Origin of the sequence: Streptomyces sp. NPDC058246, from assembly GCF_042881985.1 — a bacterium.
Taxonomy (GTDB): Bacteria; Actinomycetota; Actinomycetes; order Streptomycetales; family Streptomycetaceae; genus Streptomyces.
Window position 1 is genome coordinate 8,235 of record NZ_JBHVWZ010000044.1, and the last position, 16,830, is coordinate 25,064.

Genomic DNA, 16,830 nt, shown 5'->3' on the forward strand with positions numbered 1-16,830 from the left:
TATATCACCACTTGGTGGTGGGGGGGGGGGGGGGGGCCCCCTTCCGGGCCCACCCGGGGGGGGGGGGGGGGGGGGGGGGGGGGGGGGGGCGCCCCCCCCCCCCCCCCCGCCCGTCGCCGTTTGATCTACTCGTCGGTAGCATCCTGGCCATGGCAGACACCCAGCAGGTTGACGAGACCACCGGCGCCTCCCAGGACGCCAAGGCCGAGCGCAAGGCGGCCAAGCTCGCCCAGCGGATCTCCGCCTTCTCCACGGCGCACGGCGGGGCCGAGGCCCAGGTCGCGTACATCGGGCAGAAGGGCGCCCGCATCGTGCTCGTCGGCGAGGACGGCGGCTGGGGCGACCTCGTGGCGCCCACGTACGCGATCGCCGAGGAGGCCGTCAAGAAGTCCGGCATCACTGTTCACGAGGCGTTCGACGGCGAGTTCGCGGCCAAGGTGAAGACGGGCCCGTACGAGTGGAAGCGCATGGCCGGGATCCAGCTGGGTGGCCCGAGCAACGGCTGAGGGCGTCGGGGCATCGGGGATCGCGCCTCGTCGGGCGCGCTCCGTAAAGGGCGCGGGGTGGGCGCGGGGCCTTTGTCGACATGCGGCTCCGCCGCGTGGGCGCGACCGGCCGAGGACGGCCCCCGCACTCAGAACGACCCGCACCCCCCCCGCACCCCCCGAACCGCAAAAAACAGCGGGGCGTCTTCGCACGGGGTGTGCGCAAGCAACACCTGAGACCCGGTTCACCCGTTAGGACCTGTGAGCAGCGCAGCGTCTACGCGGGGAGTCCGGATGATCGAAACGCCGTCCCTCGTGGACCAGTACTGCCACGGCGTACTGAGGACGGAGCTGGGCCTCGGCACCTTCGAGGCCCACCTCGCCAGAACCGAGGGCCCACCGGCCCCCGGCACCACCTTCTTCGACACGCAGACCGGTTTCGCCGTACGCCGTTGGTGTCCGCCGCTGTTGGGTCTGGAGCCGCACTGTCCGCCCGCCCGCTATCTGGCCCGGCGGCGTGAACTCGGCGTACTGGAATCGGGCCGCAGACTGCTGCGGGGCACCGGGATCACGACGTATCTGGTCGACACCGGACTGCCCGGCGATCTGACCGGGCCCGGCGAGATGGCCTCCACGGGGGGCGCCGACGCGCACGAGATCGTCCGCCTGGAGCTGCTGGCCGAACAGGTCGCCGACACCTCCGGCACCGTCGAGTCCTTTCTCGCCAATCTCGCCGAGTCCGTCCACGGAGCGGCCGCGAACGCCGTGGCCTTCACCTCCGTGGCGGGCGTACGACACGGTCTGGCACTCGCGCCCGAGCCGCCCGGGCCGGGGGAGGTGCGCGGCGCGGCGGGCCGCTGGCTGGCGGGGCGCCGGGTGGGCGGGCCGCTCAGCGACCCCGTCCTCCTGCGGCATCTGCTGTGGATCGCGGTCGCCTCGGGGCTGCCGCTGCAACTCCACGCCGGACTCGGCGAGCCCGGCCTGCGCATCGACCGCACCGACCCGGTCCTGCTCACCGGCTTCGCCCGTGCCACGGCCGGACTCGGCACCGACCTCGTCCTGCTGTACGGCTACCCGTACCACCGGCACGTGGCCCATCTCGCCGGGGTCTTCCCGCACGTCTACGCCGACCTGGGCGCCGCCCTGGTGCGCACCGGGGCACGCGCGGCGGCCGTCCTCTCCGAGGTCCTGGAACTGGCCCCCTTCGGCAAGCTCCTCTTCTCCAGCGGGGCACATGGCCTGCCGGAACTCCATGTGGTCGGCGCACGCCTGTTCCGCGAGGCGCTGGCACGGGTGCTCGGTACCTGGGTGGCCGAGGGTGCCTGGTCGCTGGCCGACGCGCAGCGGGTGGCGGGGCTCATCGCGTCCGGGAACGCGCGCCGGGTCTACGGGGTGGAGTGAGGCCCGCTCGACCCTGTACCCAGGCCCTGGCCCGGGTACGAAGGGCTCACGCGCGCGTGAGCCGCGATTCCGTCGCGGGACCCGGCAGATCCGCCACGGCGTCCGGGCGTTCGCGCAGCGCCAGCAGGACCCGCAGGACCGCGATCCACACCAGGCAGGAGCCGAGCATGTGGAGGCCGACCAGGATCTCGGGGAGATCCGTGAAGTACTGGACGTAGCCGATGACGCCCTGGGAGAGGAGCACCAGGAAGAGGTCGCGGGTGCGGTGCAGGGGGCCCTTGGGGGCGTCGACCGCCTTGAGGACGAACCACAGGGCGAAGGTCAGCGTCACCACGATCCAGGCCAGAACGGCGTGCAGCTTGGCGACCGTCTCCCAGCTGATGGGGATCCGGTTGACCTCGCTGGAGTCGCCCGCGTGCGGGCCCGCGCCGGTGACGACCGTGCCGGCCGCGATCAGCAGGACGGCGGCGACGACCAGGAACCACACGAGCTGCTGCACCGAGGTGCCGACGAGCGGCCGCGGTGGTGCGTCGCCCTCGCGAGTGCGCTGCCACATGAGCGCCGCGACCGTGATGAGCGCCGTGGAGAGCAGGAAGTGCGCGGCGACCGTGTACGGGTTGAGGCCGACCAGGACGACGATGCCACCGAGGATCGCGTTGCTCATGACGATCCAGAACTGGGCCCAGCCCAGCCGGGTGAGGCCGCGTCGCCACGGCTTCTGCGAGCGCGCCGCGATGATCGCCCAGCCGACCGCGGCGCACAGCACGTAGGTCAGCATCCGGTTGGAGAACTCGATGACGCCATGGATGCCCATCGCGCCGGTCGTGGTGAGCGAGTCGTCGGTGCACTTGGGCCAGGTCGGGCAGCCGAGCCCCGAGCCGGTCAGGCGCACGGCTCCGCCGGTGACCACGATGACGACCGCCATGACGAGGGCGGCGAGCGCCGCGCGCCGCACCGTGCGAGGGGTCGGGGTCCAGCGTTCGGCGATGAAGGCGAGCGGGTTGCGCACCGCGCTGAGGGCGTCGGCTCGGGTCACGTTTGGCACGCGCCCCATCGTAGGGGGCCGCTTGTGCACGCCTTCACGAGGGGGAGGTCTCTACTCCCACCGGAAGAATCGGGCGGCGGCCCCGAGGCCGAGCACCGCCCACACGGCCAGGATCCCGAGGTCCGCCCACGGCATCCCGGCGCCGTGCTGGAGTACGTCCCGCAGGCCGTCGGAGAGGGCCGAGACGGGCAGCAGGCCGAGGACGTCCTGCGCGCCGGAGGGGAACTTGTCCAGCGGGACGATCACGCCGCCGCCGACCAGGAGCAGCAGGAAGACGAGATTGGCGGCGGCCAGCGTCGCCTCCGCCTTCAGGGTGCCCGCCATCAGCAGGCCGAGGCCCGAGAACGCCGCGGTCCCCAGGACCAGCAACAGCAGCACCGCCAGCGGGTTGCCGTGCGGTGACCAGCCCAGCGCGAAGGCGATCACGGTCAGCAGGATCACCTGGAGGACCTCGGTGACCAGGACCGACACCGTCTTCGCGGTCATCAGGCCCCAGCGCGGGAGCGGCGAGGCCGCCAGTCGCTTCAGGACCCCGTACCGGCGCTCGAAGCCCGTGGCGATCGCCTGGCCGGTGAACGCCGTCGACAGCACGGCGAGCGCGAGGATGCCGGGGGCCAGGAAGTCGACGGCCTTGCCCTTGCCCGTGTCGACGATGTCGACCGAGCTGAACAGCACCAGCAGCAGGGTCGGGATGACGACCGTCAGCAGGAGCTGCTCGCCGTTGCGCAGCAGCATCTTCGTCTCGAGGACGGCCTGGGCACCGATCATGCGCGGGAGCGGGGCCGCACCCGGCTTCGGGGTGTAAGTGCCGGCGATGGTGGTCACGAACGCAGCTCCTTGCCGGTCAGCTCCAGAAAGACGTCTTCGAGGGTGTGCCGTTCGACCGAGATCTTCTCCGGCATCACACCGTGCTGCGCGCACCAGGAGGTGACCGTCGCCAGCAGCTGCGGGTCGACCTTGCCGCCCACCCGGTAGGCGCCCGGCGTCAGTTCGGCCGCCGTGCAGTCGGCCGGGAGGGCCTTCAGCAGGGACCCCACGTCCAGCCCGGGGCGGCCGGTGAAGCGCAGGGTGTTCTCGGCACCGCCGCGGCACAGCTCCTCGGGCGAGCCCTGGGCGATGACCTTGCCCGCGTCGATGATCGCGACGTCGTCGGCGAGCTGCTCGGCCTCGTCCATGTAGTGCGTGGTGAGGATGACGGAGACACCGTCGGCGCGCAGATCGCGGACCAGGTCCCAGGTGGCGCGACGGGCCTGTGGGTCGAGTCCGGCGGTCGGTTCGTCGAGGAAGACCAGCTCGGGGCGGCCGACCACGGCCATCGCCAGGGCGAGCCGCTGCTGCTGGCCGCCGGACAGGCGCCGGTAGGCCGTACGGCCGCAGCTGTCTAGGCCGAGCCGTTCGATGAGCGCGTCCACGTCCAGGGGGTGGGCGTGGAGCTTCGCGACATGCCGGAGCATCTCGTCGGCGCGGGCGCCGGAGTAGACGCCTCCGGACTGGAGCATCACGCCGATCCGGGCGTGCAGTTCCCCGGACTGTCTGACCGGGTCGAGGCCCAGGACGCGCACCGTGCCGGAGTCCGGACTCCGGTACCCCTCGCAGGTCTCGACGGTGGTCGTCTTGCCCGCGCCATTGGGGCCGAGTACGGCGGTGATGCCCGCCCCGGCCACCAGGTCGAGGCCGTTCACCGCGGTCTTCGTGCCGTACCGCTTCACCAGGGCCTGGACCTGGACCACGGGCTCGCTTCGCATGAGGCGCAAGTCTAAGGACGCCGCCGCGGGCCCGGGGCGCCGGGGGCCGCATCCACGTACAGGTGCCGTGGCCGGTGCAGTGCCAGCCAGCGCTCCGCGTACGCCACCGCGTCGGCCACCGGGAACAGCCGGGCGTCGGCCGCGCCCACCGTGCCCCGTACGACGGGACGGTCCCGTTCGAAATCGGCGCCCAGCTCGTCGAAGCGCTCGGAGGTGATCGACACCTCCGGGACCAGCTCCCAGCCCGTGGGGGACGGCCGCCCGACCTCCACCACGGGTGACGGTATGCGGTATTCGGCCAGGTGGAAGCTGGTGCAGGTGGCGTAACCCGCGCCGAGCAGCAGGACCCGGGCGCCGTCGGCCTCCAGACGGGCCAGCGGGCTGCGCTCGCCGAGCCGGCAGTCGGGCGCGTGGCCCTCGACGATCGCCGCCGCGCGCGGGCCGAGCGCCGCGAACGAGGTCTCCGGGTGCGCGCTGCGCAGGGCGCCGGGCCAGCCGCGTACGGTCTCCGGGATCACGCCGACCCCGCGCGAGGGCGTCAGGCGGGGGTCGTACGGGGGCATCGTCGCCCGAATGGTCGGCCACCACTCCTCGGGCACGGGAGGCCTGCTCCACAGGGCCGGATCGGAGAGGTCGCCGGACTGGGTGGGGACCACCAGGGTGCCCTCGGGACCGAGCGCGTCCAGCAGTCCCTGGACGACGGCGACCGGGCCGCCGTTGACCCATCCGAGGGAGCTGAGCGAGGAGTGCACAAGAAGCGTCTCCCCTGGGCGTACGCCCAGCTCGAGAAGGTGCGCTGAAACGGTGCCCCTGGTGACGAGTGGGCCGGTCGGAGGGGGTGTCGGCATGGTTCGGCAGTCTCCCCGAGAGCCCGCGGGCGCGCCACCGAATTGATCGATCAAAGATCGTTTCCGCAGGTCACCTTAGGTTTGCCTAAGTGATGCACGGCACCGTCCACCCCTCAGGACGCGGCTTGTCAGGTCTTGAGGAATTACGCAACAATGGCGTTGTGAAAAACGTTCGCGAGGCTCGGGAGACCCCCACGGGGGCCCCGCAGGAGGAACTCGCGACCGGGGAGCGCTCGACACGCAACCGGGTCGCGCGGTCCATCCTGGACCACGGCCCGTCGACCGTGGCCGATCTCGCGGGCCGCCTGGGACTGACCCAGGCCGCCGTGCGCCGTCACCTCGACGCGCTCGTCGCCGACGACGTCGTGGAAGCACGCGAGCAGCGGGTCTACGGAGCGCGCACGCGCGGCCGTCCCGCGAAGGTGTTCGCCCTGACCGACTGCGGCCGCGACGCCTTCGACCAGTCCTACGACAAGCTCGCCGCGGACGCCCTGCGCTGGATCGCCGAGCGCGAGGGCGGGGAAGCGGCCGTCGTCGCCTTCGCCCGCGCCAGGATCGCCGCACAGGCCCGTGCGTACCGCGAGGCCATCGAGGCCGCCGCCCCCGAGGACCGCACCGAAGCACTGGCCAAGGCCCTGAGCGTGGACGGGTACGCTGCTACGGCGCGTAGCGCACCGGTCGGCGAGCAGCTCTGCCAGCACCACTGCCCGGTCGCCCATGTCGCCGAGCAGTTCCCGCAGCTGTGCGAGGCGGAGACCGAGATCTTCTCGCAGCTGCTCGGCACCCATGTCCAGCGGCTGGCGACCATCGCCCACGGCGACGGCGTATGCACCACGTTCATCCCCAAGATTTCCAAGACCACCGATAACGCATCTGCAAGCACCGCCGGGAGGAACCCCGCATGACGCTCCCCATCGAGGAGACTGCCCACCCCGAGCTCGAGGGTCTGGGTACGTACGAATACGGCTGGGCCGACTCCGACGTGGCTGGTGCCTCTGCCAAGCGTGGCATCAGCGAGGACGTCGTCCGCGACATCTCGGCCAAGAAGAACGAGCCGGAGTGGATGACCAAGCTCCGTCTCAAGGGCCTGCGCCTGTTCGAGAAGAAGCCCATGCCGAACTGGGGCTCGGACCTGTCGGGCATCGACTTCGACAACATCAAGTACTTCGTGCGCTCCACGGAGAAGCAGGCGGAGTCCTGGGAGGACCTGCCCGAGGACATCAAGAACACGTACGACAAGCTCGGCATCCCGGAGGCGGAGAAGCAGCGCCTCGTCGCCGGTGTCGCGGCCCAGTACGAGTCCGAGGTCGTCTACCACCAGATCCGCGAGGACCTGGAGGAGCAGGGCGTCATCTTCCTGGACACCGACACCGCTCTCAAGGAGCACCCGGAGCTCTTCAAGGAGTACTTCGGCACCGTCATCCCGGTCGGCGACAACAAGTTCGCGTCGCTGAACACGGCCGTGTGGTCCGGCGGCTCCTTCATCTACGTGCCGAAGGGCGTGCACGTCGAGATCCCGCTCCAGGCCTACTTCCGCATCAACACGGAGAACATGGGCCAGTTCGAGCGGACGCTGATCATCGTCGACGAGGACGCCTACGTCCACTACGTCGAGGGCTGTACGGCCCCGATCTACAAGTCGGACTCCCTGCACTCCGCGGTCGTCGAGATCATCGTGAAGAAGGGCGCCCGCTGCCGCTACACGACCATCCAGAACTGGTCGAACAACGTCTACAACCTGGTCACCAAGCGCGCCGTGGCGTACGAGGGCGCGACCATGGAGTGGATCGACGGCAACATCGGCTCCAAGGTCACCATGAAGTACCCGGCCGTCTACCTGATGGGCGAGCACGCCAAGGGCGAGACCCTGTCCATCGCCTTCGCGGGCGAGGGCCAGCACCAGGACGCCGGCTCCAAGATGGTCCACATGGCGCCGAACACCTCGTCGAACATCGTGTCGAAGTCCGTCGCCCGTGGTGGCGGCCGCACCTCCTACCGCGGTCTGGTCGAGATCGGCGAGGGTGCCCACGGCTCGAAGTCGAACGTGCTGTGCGACGCGCTGCTCGTCGACACCATCTCCCGCTCCGACACCTACCCGTACGTCGACGTCCGCGAGGACGACGTGTCCATGGGCCACGAGGCGACCGTCTCCAAGGTCAGCGACGACCAGCTCTTCTACCTGATGAGCCGCGGCATGACCGAGTTCGAGGCGATGGCGATGATCGTGCGCGGCTTCGTCGAGCCGATCGCCAAGGAGCTGCCCATGGAGTACGCCCTTGAGCTCAACCGGCTGATCGAGCTGCAGATGGAAGGCGCGGTCGGCTAAGACCCCGCCGTCCGGAACAGCTAGCACCGGGAATCCGGGGTCACCCCCTGATTCACCGCCTGACGTAGGAAAGAGAGCAGACCGACAGCCATGGCTGAGGCTCAGAACATTCCGGTGGGGTCCACCACCGCCGGCCAGATCGCGGTGGCCGCCGAGTCGACCGTCGCCACGCGCATGAGCGCGCCCCCGTCCTTCGACGTGGCGGACTTCCCCGTCCCCCACGGCCGAGAGGAGGAGTGGCGGTTCACCCCGCTGGAGCGCCTGCGCGGGCTGCACGACGGCACCGCGGTCGCCACCGGCGACGGCGTGAAGGTCGACATCGAGGCGCCCGAGGGCGTCCTCGTGGAGACCGTCGGCCGCGACGACGCCCGGCTCGGCAGGGCCGGCATCCCGGTGGACCGCATCGCCGCCCAGGCGTACTCGGCGTTCGAGAAGGCCGGTGTCGTCACCGTCCCCAAGGAGACGGTGCTCACCGAGCCGATCCGCATCGCCGTGCACGGCGAGGGCGGGGTCGCCTACGGCCACCAGGTCGTCGAGCTCGGAGCCTTCGCCGAGGCCGTCGTCGTCATCGACCACACCGGTGACGCCGTGCTCGCCGCCAACGTCGACTACCTCCTGGGCGACGGCGCGAAGCTCACCGTCGTCTCCGTCCAGGACTGGGACGACAAGGCCGTGCACGTCGGCCAGCACAACGCGCTGATCGGCCGCGACGCCACCTTCAAGTCGTTCGTGGTGACCTTCGGCGGCGACCTCGTGCGCCTGCACCCGCGCGTCGCCTACGCAGGGACCGGCGGCGAGGCCGAGCTCTTCGGTCTGTACTTCACGGACGCCGGTCAGCACCAGGAGCACCGCCTCCTGGTCGACCACAACACCCCGCACTGCAAGTCGAACGTCGCCTACAAGGGCGCGCTCCAGGGCGACGGCGCGCACGCGGTGTGGATCGGCGACGTGCTCATCGAGGCCAAGGCCGAGGGCACGGACACGTACGAGATGAACCGCAACCTGGTGCTGACCGACGGCGCCCGGGTCGACTCCGTGCCGAACCTGGAGATCGAGACCGGCGAGATCGTCGGCGCCGGACACGCCTCCGCGACCGGCCGCTTCGACGACGAACAGCTCTTCTACCTGATGGCCCGGGGCATCCCGGCCGACGAGGCCCGCCGTCTGGTGGTCCGCGGCTTCTTCGCCGAGCTGGTGCAGCAGATCGGTGTCGACGACATCGAAGAGCGCCTTCTCGTGAAGATCGACGAGGAGCTGGAGGCGTCGGTCTGATGGCCAGCACCTTCGACAGTGCTCAATACAAGAGGGCCTGTGGGCTGAGCGAGCTGGAGGAGGACACCCCGAAGCGGGTGGAACTCGACGGCACGCCGGTCTCCATCGTGAAGACCGAGGGGGAGGTGTTCGCGATCAACGACATCTGCTCGCACGCGAACGTCTCGCTCTCCGAGGGCGAGGTGGAGGACTGTCAGATCGAGTGCTGGCTGCACGGCTCCGCGTTCGACCTCCGCACCGGCAAGCCGTCCGGTCTTCCCGCGACGCGCCCCGTCCCCGTATACCCCGTAAAGATCGAAGGGGACGACGTGCTCGTCTCCCTCACCCAGGAGTCCTGAGGAACCCATGGCAACGCTTGAAATCCACGACCTGCACGTCACCGTCGAGGCCGACAACGCCACGAAGGAGATCCTCAAGGGCGTCGACCTCACCGTGAAGCAGGGCGAGACGCACGCCATCATGGGCCCCAACGGCTCCGGCAAGTCGACCCTCGCCTACTCGCTCGCGGGCCACCCCAAGTACACGATCACCGGCGGCACCGTCACCCTGGACGGCGAGGACGTCCTGGAGATGACCGTCGACGAGCGCGCCCGCGCGGGCCTGTTCCTGGCGATGCAGTACCCGGTCGAGGTCCCCGGCGTCTCGGTCTCCAACTTCCTGCGGACGTCCGCCATGGCCATCCGCGGCGAGGCCCCCAAGCTGCGCACCTGGGTGAAGGAGGTCAAGGAGGCCATGGAGCGCCTCAACATGGACCCCGCCTTCGCCGAGCGCAATGTGAACGAGGGCTTCTCCGGCGGCGAGAAGAAGCGCCACGAGATCCTCCAGCTGGAGCTCCTCAAGCCGAAGGTCGCGATCCTCGACGAGACCGACTCCGGCCTGGACGTCGACGCCCTGCGCATCGTCTCCGAGGGTGTCAACCGAGTCCGCGAGACCGGCGAGGTGGGCACCCTGCTCATCACGCACTACACGCGCATCCTGCGCTACATCAAGCCCGACTTCGTCCACGTCTTCTCCGCCGGCCGGATCGTGGAGTCCGGCGGCGCCGAGCTCGCCGACAAGCTCGAGAACGAGGGCTACGAGGCTTATGCGAAGCACGACGAAGTCGACACGAAGGGTGGCGTATCCGCGTGACGCAGTTGCCGGGCCTCCTCGACACCGAGGCGATCCGTAAGGACTTCCCCATCCTGGACCGCCAGGTCCACGACGGTAAGAAGCTCGTGTACCTGGACAACGCGGCGACTTCGCAGAAGCCGCGCCAGGTGCTGGACGCCCTGAACGAGTACTACGAGCGCTACAACGCCAACGTCCACCGCGGTGTGCATGTGCTCGCCGAGGAGGCTACGGCGCTGTACGAGGGCGCGCGCGACAAGGTCGCCGCGTTCATCAACGCGCCCAGCCGCGACGAGGTGATCTTCACCAAGAACGCCTCAGAGTCGCTCAACCTCGTGGCCAACATGCTCGGCTGGGCCGACGAGCCCTACCGGGTGGACCACGAGACCGAGATCGTCATCACGGAGATGGAGCACCACTCCAACATCGTCCCGTGGCAGCTGCTGTCGCAGCGCACGGGCGCGAAGCTGAAGTGGTTCGGCCTGACCGACGACGGCCGCCTCGACCTCTCCAACATCAACGAGATCATCACGGAGAAGACGAAGATCGTCTCCTTCGTGCTGGTGTCGAACATCCTGGGCACCGTCAACCCGGTCGAGGCGATAGTGCGCCGCGCCCAGGAGGTCGGCGCCCTGGTCCTGATCGACGCCTCGCAGGCGGCACCTCACATGCCCCTCGACGTCCAGGCCCTCCAGGCCGACTTCGTGGCCTTCACCGGCCACAAGATGTGCGGCCCGACGGGCATCGGCGTTCTCTGGGGCCGCCAGGAGCTCCTCGAGGACCTGCCGCCGTTCCTCGGTGGTGGCGAGATGATCGAGACAGTGTCGATGCACTCGTCGACGTACGCCCCGGCGCCCCACAAGTTCGAGGCGGGCACCCCGCCGATCGCGCAGGCGGTCGGTCTGGGCGCGGCGATCGACTATCTCTCCTCGATCGGCATGGACAAGATCCTCGCCCACGAGCACGCGCTCACCGAGTACGCGGTGAAGCGGCTCGCGGAGGTCCCCGACCTGCGGATCATCGGCCCGACGACGGCCGAGGACCGCGGCGCGGCGATCTCGTTCACGCTGGGTGACATCCACCCGCACGACGTGGGCCAGGTCCTGGACGAGCAGGGCATCGCGGTCCGGGTCGGACACCACTGCGCCCGCCCGGTCTGCCTGCGGTACGGAATTCCTGCGACCACGCGAGCGTCGTTCTATCTGTACTCCACGCCGGCCGAGATCGACGCGTTGGTCGACGGCTTGGAGCACGTCCGGAACTTCTTCGGCTGAGGGGCTGGCTGAGACGTGAAGCTTGATTCGATGTACCAGGAAGTCATCCTGGACCACTACAAGCACCCGCACGGGCGGGGCTTGCGGGATGGCGACGCCGAGGTGCACCACGTCAACCCGACGTGCGGCGACGAGATCACGCTGCGCGTGAAGTACGACGGCGAGCGGATCGCGGACATCTCGTACGAGGGCCAGGGCTGCTCGATCAGCCAGGCCTCGGCCTCCGTGCTGAACGAGCTCCTGGTCGGCAAGGACGTGTCCGAGGCGCAGAAGGTCCAGGAGACCTTCCTGGAGCTGATGCAGTCCAAGGGCAGGATCGAACCCGACGACGCCATGGAGGAGGTGCTGGAGGACGCGGTCGCGTTCGCCGGTGTCTCCAAGTACCCGGCCCGGGTCAAGTGCGCCCTCCTGAGCTGGATGGCGTGGAAGGACGCGACCGCCCAGGCCCTGGGCGAGAGCGCCGAGAGGAAGACGGCATGAGCGAGAACGAGACCTTGACGACGAAGCCGGCCTCGGAGGAAGAAGTCCGCGAGGCGCTCTACGACGTCGTCGACCCCGAGCTGGGCATCGATGTCGTCAACCTCGGCCTGATCTACGGCATCCACATCGACGACGCGAACATCGCGACGATCGACATGACCCTGACGTCCGCGGCCTGCCCGCTCACCGACGTCATCGAGGACCAGGCCAAGTCCGCCACGGACGGCCTCGTCAACGAACTGCGCATCAACTGGGTCTGGATGCCGCCGTGGGGCCCGGACAAGATCACGGACGACGGGCGCGAGCAGCTTCGGGCGCTCGGGTTCAACGTCTGAGTCCCCTGTGCACGAGTGTGGCCCCCGGCAGCGCGCCGGGGGCCACGGCTTTTCCCGGCCTCGCTCCGGTTGGTTCCTTACTTGCGCGGGGCGGGGTGGCGAGGTCCGCCTGCCGCGCCCCGACAAGTCACTCGTGGACTGAGCCTGACGCCCCCGAGGATTGCGCCGCCCGCAGCAGCACGTCCGCGAGCCCCTCTCTGCGGATGCGCTGGTCGATGTAGAGCAGGGCCGAGATCAGCGGCAGGAACACCATGGTGAACAGCTGGGTGACGAGACTTCCGGCCACCGAGAGCGCCAGATAGGCGCCCGCGTGGGGCAGGCTCTGCGCCAAGACGTCCGCCGCGTCCGGGGCCGTCGGCGACGAGGGGTCGTACGGCCGTGGGGACGGCGTCATGAACGTCAGCGGCAGCCGGATCACGAGCGACAGGACCAGCGTCGTAAGACCGCCGAGCAGGGTGATGCCGAAGGTGCGCCACCACGCGCCCCGCACCAGCCGCACCGAGCGCCGCAGCGCCTCCACGGGCCGCGCCGTCTCCAGCACCGCGGCGGCCGGCGCGAAGCCGAACAGGACCCACAGCCATGCGGCCAGCGGCAGGGCCGTCAGCATGAGCAGGAAGAAGACGCCGTACGCCAGATCGCTGCCCAGGACCATGGCCAGGAAGAGAGAGACGATCGTCGCGACGAACAGCAGCAGCGGGATCATCAGGATCAGACCGAGCAGCAGCGTCACGCAGAGCACCGACGGGGTGCGCGGCCAGGTCCGTCGCCAGATCTGCCGGAGAGTGGCCCGCCGGCCGAGCACCGCGTCGTGCAGGGTCGCCGCGCACGAGGCCTGGACGAAGGCGCTCGCGGCCGTCAGACCCACGGCCGCGAAGAGCCAGACGCCGCCGAACGCGAGCAGGACCGGCCGGAAGTCGGCCCACCGCGGGTCACGGGGCGTGTCCTGGATCGCGTGCAGATGATCGCTCACGGCGACGTACGCGACGGCAGCAGCGGCCGCCACCAGGACGGCCAGCGCGAGGTTGACCAGGAGGGCGAGCCCGAACAGGGGCTTGGCGTACCGGCGCATCGTGACGAAGGCGCCGCCGAAAACCGTGTCCACCCCCAGCGGCGCCAGGGGTATGACACCCGGCTTGGGCGGAGGTGGCGCGGGCGCCCAGCCCCAGCCGCCCGGCGGCCCGCCGTACGGCCCCGAAGATCCCCACCCCGATCTGTCCGACATCCCTCTTGCGCTCCGATGCTCCGGGAGACCGGTGACTTTGGCCTCCAACCGTGATCGCGAACGATATCCGGTGCGCCGAGCGCTGCCTACGGGTTTGCCGACGCGCTCTGTGTACGGGCGTACGCATCGATATGTACTCTCGTACGCATGGGATACGTACTGCTCGCGGGAGCCATCGCCGCGGAGGTGGCCGCCACCACCGCCATGAAGTACAGCGCCGGCTTCAGCAGGCTGTGGCCGTCCCTCGTGACCCTCCTCGGATACGTCATTGCCTTCACGCTGCTCGCCCAGACCCTGAAGACCGTCTCGGTCGGCACGGCCTACGCGATCTGGGCCGGCGTCGGCACCGCCGTCATCGCGGCGATCGGCATGGTGTTCCTCGGTGAGGGGCTCAACGTCGCGAAGGCCGCCGGGATCGCGCTGATCATCGGCGGGGTCGTGCTGCTGAACCTGGGCGGTGCCCACTGATGGCGCCGGACTCTCGCCCCGGGGGTGCGCTCTGATGGCCCGCAGGTACGACCCCGAGCGGCGGCAGCGGATCATCGACGCGGCGATCCGCGTCGTGGGCTCCAAGGGCCTCGCCGGGCTGAGCCATCGCTCCGTCGCCGCCGAGGCCGATGTGCCGCTCGGCTCCACCACGTACCACTTCAAGACACTTGACGAGCTGATGGTCGCCGCGCTGCGGCAGGCCAACGAGGGCTTCGCCAAGGTGATCGCCGCGCGCGGCGGTCTGGAGGATCCGCGGACCGGCCTGGCCGGGGAACTCGCCGGCTGGATGGGCGAGTGGCTCGCCGGCGACCGCACGGGCGTGGAGCTGGAGTACGAGCTCTACCTCGCCGCCCTGCGCCGGCCCGCCCTGCGGCCCGTCGCCGGTGAGTGGGCCGAGAATCTCGCCGAACTGCTGTCCCGCCGCACGGATCCGGTCACCGCGCGGGCGCTCGTCGCGGTCATGGACGGCATCTGTCTGCAGGTGTTGCTCACCGACGCTTCGTACGACGAGGAGTACGCGCGGGAGGTGCTGGCTCGGATGATCCCCTGAGCCCGCGCCCGGCACGTGAGACATCCGCGTACCGGTTCGCCCGGGCGGCCCCCGCCAAGTTAGGTTTTCCCCATGACCGACACGACTGCTACTCGCACCACCGGCGCCGTCGCCGCCGGGCTCGCCACCCTCACGGCCGACGGCACTGTTCTCGACACCTGGTTCCCCGCTCCCGAACTGTCCGCCGAGCCCGGCCCGGCCGGTACCGAGCGGCTGTCCGCCGAGCGGGCCGTGGAGCTGCTCGGTGCGGGCGCGGCGAAGGCCATCGGCCCGGACGCCCGCCGTGGCGTCGAAGTGGTCGCGGTCCGTACGGTCATCGCCTCCCTGGACGACAAGCCGCTCGACGCGCACGACACCTACCTGCGGCTGCACCTGCTCTCGCACCGTCTGGTCAAGCCGCACGGCCAGAGCCTGGACGGGATTTTCGGCCACCTCGCCAACGTCGCCTGGACCTCGCTCGGCCCGGTGGCGGTGGACGACGTGGAGAAGGTGCGCCTGAACGCCCGGGCGGAGGGCCTGCACCTGGCCGTGACGTCCATCGACAAGTTCCCGCGCATGACGGACTACGTCGCGCCGAAGGGCGTCCGTATCGCCGACGCCGACCGGGTCCGCCTCGGCGCGCACCTCGCCGAGGGCACGACCGTCATGCACGAGGGCTTCGTGAACTTCAACGCGGGCACCCTCGGCACCTCGATGGTCGAGGGCCGTATCTCGGCCGGCGTCGTGGTCGGCGACGGTTCCGACATCGGCGGCGGCGCCTCCACCATGGGCACCCTGTCCGGCGGCGGCAACGTCCGCATCACCATCGGCGAGCGCTGCCTCGTCGGCGCCGAGGCGGGTGTCGGTATCGCCCTCGGCGACGAGTGCGTGGTCGAGGCCGGGCTGTACGTCACCGCGGGCACCCGCGTGACCATGCCCGACGGACAGATCGTCAAGGCCCGTGAGCTGTCCGGGGCCTCGAACATCCTCTTCCGCCGTAACTCGGTCACCGGTTCCGTCGAGGCGCGGCCGAACAACGCGGTATGGGGTGGCCTCAACGAGATTCTGCACAGTCACAACTGATCTCCGGCGGCCGTGACCTGCGGCCGCCTGCTCGATCATCGTTCTGAACTGCTGCTGAGCTGTCGGCAGTTGTTGTCGGCGTCGGTCACCATCGAGCGCCCTTCCACGGCGGCCCCTGGACGGCCCGGGAGGGCGCTCGGTCGTGAGGGACGTCTCGACCGCGGCGCGGCCACGCGCTCGCGGGACGGTCCGTCACGACCGTCCCGCACTCGTTCCCTCCCGGTCGGCGACGGAGATCCTTACCCGCCGCCCGCCGGCTGTACCGCTCCTGCCATGGGCTCGCTGCCCCCCATGTCCAGCCGGAACGGCGGGTACTTGTCGGTCATGAGGTACAGGTAGACGAGCACCCGCAGCGTCCAGCGCACCAGGCCCATGAGGAAGTCGAACAGACCCCGTGGGTAGCGCCCCGTGAACATCAGGATCACCACCGCGATCAGAGAGAGCAGACCGATGAGCCCGGAGGAGAACGGACTGTAGTGATCGAGGTAGCGGTATCCGCTCCAGCCGCTCGTGATCAATATCGTGATCACCAGCAACTGCGGGATGACCAGCAGCCACTTCACCAGGACCAGCCCGCGGGACAGCCGCGTGGGATAGGTGACATCGACGCGGATCGGATAGTCGGGCACGTCTTTCAGGGTGAACGGCGGATACTTGTCGGTGCCGAGCACCGAGGAGGCGTAGTAATTGACGCGCGTACTCCAGCGCATGACGCCGACATTGAAATCGAAGAGCGGTCGGGGGTAGCTGCCGGTGATGAGGATGCTGAAGAACGCGACGATGCTCAGCAGCAGGAACGCAATCTGCAAGAAGAAGAGGACGACGTAGTGCGGGATGGCGAGGATCCACTTCACCAGCCACTTCCATCGGGTGAGCCGGGGATCCAGCGTTGCTTCGACGCATAGGGGATGAGCGGAAGTGGGAAACATTGCTGCCACATCCTTTCTTTCTCGTACAGGTAGTGGAAATGTGTCCCGGAAATCGCATCTTCAGAACTGCTCCGGACGATGCGGGCGGGCCACTCGCTCTCTGTGAGCCGTATCTCAATTAGGCCCCGGCAATGGCATCGCGTCATGCCGCTGGATTGCGTGGCAAGAAAGCACGTGACTTGACGGATGGCAGTGAGCCCGATAGGCGGTGCGGAGGGCCGGCGGTCACCAGCGTGTATGCGCGCTCGACCTGGCCA

At 69.6% G+C, this 16,830-nt stretch carries 19 protein-coding genes; 13 read left to right on the forward strand and 6 right to left on the reverse strand.

From position 1 onward, the window contains the following. The first annotated feature begins 149 nt into the window (after positions 1–149). Both ACFVXA_RS37600 and ACFVXA_RS37605 read left to right on the forward strand, forming a co-directional pair. Positions 150–506 (forward strand): hypothetical protein, encoded by a 357-nt coding sequence (locus ACFVXA_RS37600; protein ID WP_384024422.1) that lies wholly within the window; start codon positions 150–152, stop codon positions 504–506. 273 nt (positions 507–779) lie between these two features. Continuing rightward, on the forward strand, positions 780–1,886 hold the full coding sequence (locus ACFVXA_RS37605; RefSeq protein WP_390028499.1) for an amidohydrolase family protein: 1,107 nt from the start codon (positions 780–782) through the stop codon (positions 1,884–1,886). A gap of 46 nt (positions 1,887–1,932) precedes the next feature. On the opposite strand, the gene ACFVXA_RS37610 is transcribed toward ACFVXA_RS37605, so the two are convergent. The 4 genes from ACFVXA_RS37610 to ACFVXA_RS37625 are packed head-to-tail and all read right to left on the reverse strand — an operon-like array spanning position 1,933 to position 5,524. Next, entirely contained in the window at positions 1,933–2,940 is a 1,008-nt protein-coding gene (locus tag ACFVXA_RS37610) for a COX15/CtaA family protein (RefSeq protein ID WP_362030655.1), read from the reverse strand. A gap of 42 nt (positions 2,941–2,982) precedes the next feature. Next, positions 2,983–3,699: an ABC transporter permease gene (locus tag ACFVXA_RS37615; protein ID WP_390028523.1), complete on the reverse strand. Its 717-nt coding sequence runs from the start codon at positions 3,697–3,699 to the stop codon at positions 2,983–2,985. A 53-nt stretch (positions 3,700–3,752) separates the two neighbouring features. Then, entirely contained in the window at positions 3,753–4,676 is a 924-nt protein-coding gene (locus ACFVXA_RS37620; RefSeq protein WP_362030653.1) for an ABC transporter ATP-binding protein, read from the reverse strand. Between the two features lie 11 nt (positions 4,677–4,687). Continuing rightward, positions 4,688–5,524, reverse strand: a complete 837-nt coding sequence (locus ACFVXA_RS37625) for an aminoglycoside N(3)-acetyltransferase (protein ID WP_390028500.1) — start codon at positions 5,522–5,524, stop codon at positions 4,688–4,690. Between the two features lie 161 nt (positions 5,525–5,685). Between ACFVXA_RS37625 and ACFVXA_RS37630 the strand changes: the two genes are divergently transcribed. The 8 genes from ACFVXA_RS37630 to ACFVXA_RS37665 all read left to right on the forward strand — a co-directional run bounded on the left by ACFVXA_RS37630 (position 5,686) and on the right by ACFVXA_RS37665 (position 12,321). Continuing rightward, entirely contained in the window at positions 5,686–6,429 is a 744-nt protein-coding gene (locus tag ACFVXA_RS37630) for an ArsR family transcriptional regulator (RefSeq protein WP_362030649.1), read from the forward strand. Continuing rightward, positions 6,426–7,850, forward strand: a complete 1,425-nt coding sequence (gene sufB / locus ACFVXA_RS37635; protein WP_362030647.1) for a Fe-S cluster assembly protein SufB — start codon at positions 6,426–6,428, stop codon at positions 7,848–7,850. Before ACFVXA_RS37630 ends, sufB begins: the two co-directional genes overlap by 4 nt. A gap of 90 nt (positions 7,851–7,940) precedes the next feature. Continuing rightward, on the forward strand, positions 7,941–9,122 hold the full coding sequence (sufD, locus tag ACFVXA_RS37640; RefSeq protein ID WP_362030645.1) for a Fe-S cluster assembly protein SufD: 1,182 nt from the start codon (positions 7,941–7,943) through the stop codon (positions 9,120–9,122). Further along, on the forward strand, positions 9,122–9,460 hold the full coding sequence (locus tag ACFVXA_RS37645) for a non-heme iron oxygenase ferredoxin subunit (RefSeq protein WP_362030643.1): 339 nt from the start codon (positions 9,122–9,124) through the stop codon (positions 9,458–9,460). Before sufD ends, ACFVXA_RS37645 begins: the two co-directional genes overlap by 1 nt. A gap of 7 nt (positions 9,461–9,467) precedes the next feature. Continuing rightward, complete coding sequence (sufC, locus tag ACFVXA_RS37650; protein WP_390028502.1) at positions 9,468–10,253, forward strand: Fe-S cluster assembly ATPase SufC; 786 nt, start codon at positions 9,468–9,470, stop codon at positions 10,251–10,253. After that, a complete protein-coding gene (locus ACFVXA_RS37655; protein WP_362030639.1) occupies positions 10,250–11,506 on the forward strand; it encodes a cysteine desulfurase in 1,257 nt (418 codons plus the stop codon). The genes sufC and ACFVXA_RS37655 overlap by 4 nt, the downstream gene beginning before the upstream one ends. A 15-nt stretch (positions 11,507–11,521) precedes the next feature. Then, a complete protein-coding gene (sufU, locus tag ACFVXA_RS37660) occupies positions 11,522–11,986 on the forward strand; it encodes a Fe-S cluster assembly sulfur transfer protein SufU (RefSeq protein WP_362030637.1) in 465 nt (154 codons plus the stop codon). Further along, positions 11,983–12,321: a metal-sulfur cluster assembly factor gene (locus ACFVXA_RS37665; RefSeq protein WP_362030635.1), complete on the forward strand. Its 339-nt coding sequence runs from the start codon at positions 11,983–11,985 to the stop codon at positions 12,319–12,321. Before sufU ends, ACFVXA_RS37665 begins: the two co-directional genes overlap by 4 nt. Positions 12,322–12,448: 127 nt before the next feature. On the opposite strand, the gene ACFVXA_RS37670 is transcribed toward ACFVXA_RS37665, so the two are convergent. Beyond that, a complete protein-coding gene (locus tag ACFVXA_RS37670) occupies positions 12,449–13,543 on the reverse strand; it encodes an oxidoreductase (RefSeq protein ID WP_389470890.1) in 1,095 nt (364 codons plus the stop codon). A gap of 147 nt (positions 13,544–13,690) precedes the next feature. On the opposite strand from ACFVXA_RS37670, the gene ACFVXA_RS37675 reads away from it, so the two are divergent. From ACFVXA_RS37675 to dapD, 3 genes are all read left to right on the forward strand, one after another. After that, positions 13,691–14,011, forward strand: a complete 321-nt coding sequence (locus ACFVXA_RS37675; protein ID WP_362030631.1) for a multidrug efflux SMR transporter — start codon at positions 13,691–13,693, stop codon at positions 14,009–14,011. Between the two features lie 34 nt (positions 14,012–14,045). Continuing rightward, a complete protein-coding gene (locus ACFVXA_RS37680; protein WP_390028503.1) occupies positions 14,046–14,582 on the forward strand; it encodes a TetR/AcrR family transcriptional regulator in 537 nt (178 codons plus the stop codon). A gap of 72 nt (positions 14,583–14,654) precedes the next feature. Further along, positions 14,655–15,644: a 2,3,4,5-tetrahydropyridine-2,6-dicarboxylate N-succinyltransferase gene (dapD, locus tag ACFVXA_RS37685; protein WP_362030627.1), complete on the forward strand. Its 990-nt coding sequence runs from the start codon at positions 14,655–14,657 to the stop codon at positions 15,642–15,644. A 239-nt stretch (positions 15,645–15,883) separates the two neighbouring features. Here dapD and ACFVXA_RS37690 read toward each other — a convergent pair whose 3' ends face one another. Continuing rightward, positions 15,884–16,573: a DUF4389 domain-containing protein gene (locus tag ACFVXA_RS37690; protein WP_362030625.1), complete on the reverse strand. Its 690-nt coding sequence runs from the start codon at positions 16,571–16,573 to the stop codon at positions 15,884–15,886. Between the last annotated feature and the right edge of the window lie 257 nt (positions 16,574–16,830).